The 3,508-nt window shown below is 53.0% G+C and carries 6 protein-coding genes; 1 reads left to right on the top strand and 5 read right to left on the bottom strand.

Features of this window, described 5'->3' with window-relative positions; translation table 11 throughout:
• The 5 genes from NTV65_06705 to NTV65_06685 all read right to left on the bottom strand — a co-directional run.
• Positions 1 to 477, bottom strand: a 477-nt coding sequence (locus tag NTV65_06705) for an ATP-grasp domain-containing protein (protein MCX6114886.1), incomplete at its 3' end; no start/stop codon positions are given.
• A 1-nt stretch (position 478) separates the two neighbouring features.
• Entirely contained in the window at positions 479 to 1,003 is a 525-nt protein-coding gene (purE, locus tag NTV65_06700) for a 5-(carboxyamino)imidazole ribonucleotide mutase (protein MCX6114885.1), read from the bottom strand.
• Positions 1,000 to 1,431 carry a hypothetical protein gene (locus tag NTV65_06695; GenBank protein ID MCX6114884.1) on the bottom strand — a complete coding sequence of 144 codons (432 nt, stop codon included), beginning with the start codon at positions 1,429 to 1,431 and terminating at the stop codon, positions 1,000 to 1,002. Before NTV65_06695 ends, purE begins: the two co-directional genes overlap by 4 nt.
• A 154-nt stretch (positions 1,432 to 1,585) precedes the next feature.
• On the bottom strand, positions 1,586 to 2,005 hold the full coding sequence (mce, locus tag NTV65_06690; GenBank protein ID MCX6114883.1) for a methylmalonyl-CoA epimerase: 420 nt from the start codon (positions 2,003 to 2,005) through the stop codon (positions 1,586 to 1,588).
• A 22-nt stretch (positions 2,006 to 2,027) separates the two neighbouring features.
• Entirely contained in the window at positions 2,028 to 2,756 is a 729-nt protein-coding gene (locus NTV65_06685; GenBank protein MCX6114882.1) for an SIMPL domain-containing protein, read from the bottom strand.
• Positions 2,757 to 3,001: 245 nt separating this feature from the next.
• On the opposite strand from NTV65_06685, the gene NTV65_06680 reads away from it, so the two are divergent.
• Positions 3,002 to 3,508, top strand: a 507-nt coding sequence (locus NTV65_06680; protein ID MCX6114881.1) for a hypothetical protein, incomplete at its 3' end; no start/stop codon positions are given.

The following is a 3,508-nucleotide window of genomic DNA, read 5'->3' as shown; positions in this document are numbered from 1 at the left end:
TGCTATATCACCCTTGGAGTTAATACGAACCTGTCCCTTGCCGTCATATCCAAGGCGGCGGGTTTTTACGATACAGGGGGTGCCAAGTGTTAGGCAGGCAGAGTGCAGCTCCGCTTCGCTCGATACGGCCAAAAATGCAGGGGTGGCGATCCCTAGCCCTTGCAGAAACTCCTTCTCTATAACCCTATCCTGCGAGACCTTAAGGGCGCGTGCTGGGGGATAAACCGGCACCTGCGCATTGATAGTGAGCGCGGCTTGGTACGGAACGTTTTCAAACTCATAGGTAACCACATCACACGCAGCCGAAAATGCGCCGAGCGCCGTGTGATCGTCAAAGGTTGCTAGGGTTGTTGCGCCGAGGTCAGAGGTGGCGGAATTAGCTGCGGTATCAAAGAACGTAAAGGTGTGGCCAAGGGGGTATCCAGCTAGAGCCAACATCCTACCGAGTTGTCCCGAGCCGAGTATTCCGATCTTCATACTAGCCCTGCTTAACCGGTGCCTGCTTTATCATTGGGGCTGGTGTACTGAGCACAGCTTGAGTCTGTTCCTTACGCAGGGCCTGAATGCGCTCGGAGAGTTCGGGATATTTTAGAGCGAGGATGTTACCTGCCAGTAGTCCGGCGTTGGTTGCCCCAGCCTTTCCGATCGCTACGGTAGCAACGGGAACCCCAGCCGGCATCTGCACTATCGAAAGGAGCGAATCTAGACCCTGCAGGGTCTTTGATTCTACCGGAACTCCGACAACCGGTAGATGAGTCAGCGCGGCAACCATACCGGGCAGGTGCGCAGCGCCACCGGCTCCGGCGATAATAACCTCAATGCCCCGAGCCGCAGCCTCCGTCGCATACGAGACGAGTAGGTGCGGAGTGCGGTGAGCGGAAACGATCTTAGTTTCGTAGGCTATACCGAGGTTCTGAAGCGCTAAAGCGGTCGCCTCCATAGTCTCCCAATCAGATTGAGAGCCCATAATAACACCAACGATGGGATGTGTTCTGTTTGTCATGGTGTGAGCATATCAGAGGCTGGTACGCGTGCACACCGTTCAAGAGCTGCACGCAGGGTGATATAGGTCTCGATTGAGGGCACCCCGTGTAGCAGCGCGCCCGACCAGGCATTGTCGAAGTTAGCGATACAGGTGCGATCGATAAGTTGAGGCCCTAGAAAGGATGGCCCGCTATCGATCCCGCTTGGAACCAGGGTTGAAAACTCTGCGCGACGCTTTGCGAGTATGCTCACCTCTGAATCGGAGCAGCTCGGTTTACTGACGACACCCTTAAAGCAGTCATCACGCTCGGCAGCGGTGTAGGCGAAACACTCCTTAATCACGTCGGAACAGGACTCCGTCTCCGTGGCTAGGGCGTGTGTGACGTAGGGGGCCAAGAGGAGCAGGCTTAGAAAAAGGGAAGTGAGAACGGTTTTTATTATATACATAGCTTGTAACTAGTCAGCATAAACTAAGGACGATTGCACACGTAGGAACATCGAGGTGACGATACCACCTTGTGAAAGCGCATGCCAAACTATCGTAGGTGAGCAGTAGTTCTGCGCATACGATAAGCCATCTGGCTGAAGATTCAGGCTATTCTCAGGGAGCCTGGCTCTGAACCAGCTCGGTTAGAACCCCCATAAATGACTTAGGGCTTATAAAAGCTATCTGCGATCCTGCGGCACCTGGGCGAGGGGTTGAATCGATCAGCACGCAGCCCGCCTGTGCAAGGCGTGCTAGCTCCTCTTTAATATTAGCAACTCGGTAGCCGATATGGTGCAGACCAGCTCCGCGGCGCGCCAGAAACTTAGAGAGCGTGGTTCCCTCGCGCAGTGGGGCTAGCAGCTCTACTTTAGTAGCACCGCCGCCGATAAAGGCTATCTCTACTCCCTGTTCTTCAAGTTTTTCTCGTAGAGTTACCGTAGCACCGAGCCTTGCAGAGTAGAGCTCTACTGCGGCGTTAAGGTCATCTACAGCGATTCCTATATGGTCGATGGACCATGAGGGGTGAATATTCATAGCGTTGCTCGATGTTATAGCGTTACTCGATGTTATAGTTTGCTGATACAGAGACCTGCAGATCCTCGGCCTGAGAGTCAATTGATGGAGCAGAGGCTGCAAGGCTCATGGACTTCATCTCCATATTGTTATTTCTTTGATAGATAGGGAATGCGCCACCTGGCGCTGTGTTTTCGGAGAGTGAGAGTAGCTTGCCGAGCTTAACCCCGGCTCCCGTGGCAAGCTTCAGGGCTTTGGCTGCGGCGTTCTGTGTTGCTGTTTCAAGGCACGCTTCACGGGACTCCTTTAGCTTCTCTCTAGAAACAAAGGTCTGTAGTTGAGAGATATCCTCTGAGCCGTGTTGTGCAGCGACCGCGATAACGTCTCCAAGGCGGGGGATATCGGATGTTTCAAAGCGGGTTGAGATGTTTGCGCGGTAGCCGGTACAGAGGCGTTTGCCACCGTTGTACGTGCACTCCTCAGAGACGGAGTAGTTAGCGGTCTGTTGGGTGCTATCTTTAAGCTTTAACTTCGCCACATCTACCTTGATGTGCTCATGCGCTTCAATTGCCCGCTCAGCGGCGGCGCTAGCCTTCTGTGCGACGATTGAGGTACCGACAGTAACGGCGCCCCGATCCTGAGAGACCTTTTTAAGACACTCCCCCGTCACCGTGATGCCGCTGGGAGTAGGGTGCAGGGTGTCACCGTTGGCGAGAGGGGCAAGCGTGGTAGATCCAATGGCAAGTAATATCAGCACCGTGGTTGGTTTCATAATGTGGCCCTATATAACGTAAGGTAACTAGCCAACCACCTACTTTCAGGTAGTTAAAGGCGAACCAGATCCTAGGTTTAACACACTACGAAAAATTCGTAGAGCAATTACAAAAATAGCTCCTATTAAAGGCACCTTTAGGCAGAAGCAACCATACCCATTAGTAAGAACTATAAGTGGGGGTCTATTCCGATTGCGACGGAATGGCCGGTGGGACTCAAATTCTATCGCAGGTGAGAGTTAAGGTGCCAGAGATAGCGCTTAAACAGAACAAAGAGGTTAGTTCCGAGAATACAGCTCTTAAGGGGGAGGTAACGCCCGCTCTTGAGACAAAGGCGGCCACTCTTGTACCGAGCGTCGCAAGCGAGCTTCAGCCACTTCAAGCGCCCCTTCCATCTAATGCGATCGGTAATATAATCGCAGGGCTTCCGGCGGAGCGGGTAGTCGATCAACGCCTGGAGCAGCAGCTCTACTCAGCGGTCTGGGGGGGAGTTGCAGCGGCTATTATCAAAACAGCTACGCCAAGCACTCCACCAGAATCACGTCGAGCCATTGAGGAGCTTCAGCAATTGCTAGTTGCGTCAGATGCGCGCGAGAAAAAGCGCAAGGGTTCAAACATATGGGATAGCTCGTTCTTTCGTTCAATAGCAACTATTATAGGACCTGAGGCGGCAGAGACAGTCACCAAAAAGATCGAACACTTTTCAAAACAGACTAACAACTCTCCCGCCGCTGTTAATCAGTTGGTAAAG

It is taken from the genome of Pseudomonadota bacterium, assembly GCA_026390555.1.
GTDB lineage: Bacteria > Bdellovibrionota_C > UBA2361 > UBA2361 > OMII01 > OMII01.
The sequence above is the reverse complement of the archived record's forward strand: the minus strand, read 5'-3'. Positions and strand labels throughout refer to the sequence as shown.

Bases quoted from the DNA above. Each gene is read 5' to 3' on its own strand.
- purE (MCX6114885.1), bottom strand. From the start codon at position 1,003: ATGACAAACAGAACACATCCCATCGTTGGTGTTATTATGGGCTCTCAA.
- NTV65_06695 (MCX6114884.1), bottom strand. From the start codon at position 1,431: ATGTATATAATAAAAACCGTTCTCACTTCCCTTTTTCTAAGCCTGCTC.
- mce (MCX6114883.1), bottom strand. From the start codon at position 2,005: ATGAATATTCACCCCTCATGGTCCATCGACCATATAGGAATCGCTGTA.
- NTV65_06685 (MCX6114882.1), bottom strand. From the start codon at position 2,756: ATGAAACCAACCACGGTGCTGATATTACTTGCCATTGGATCTACCACG.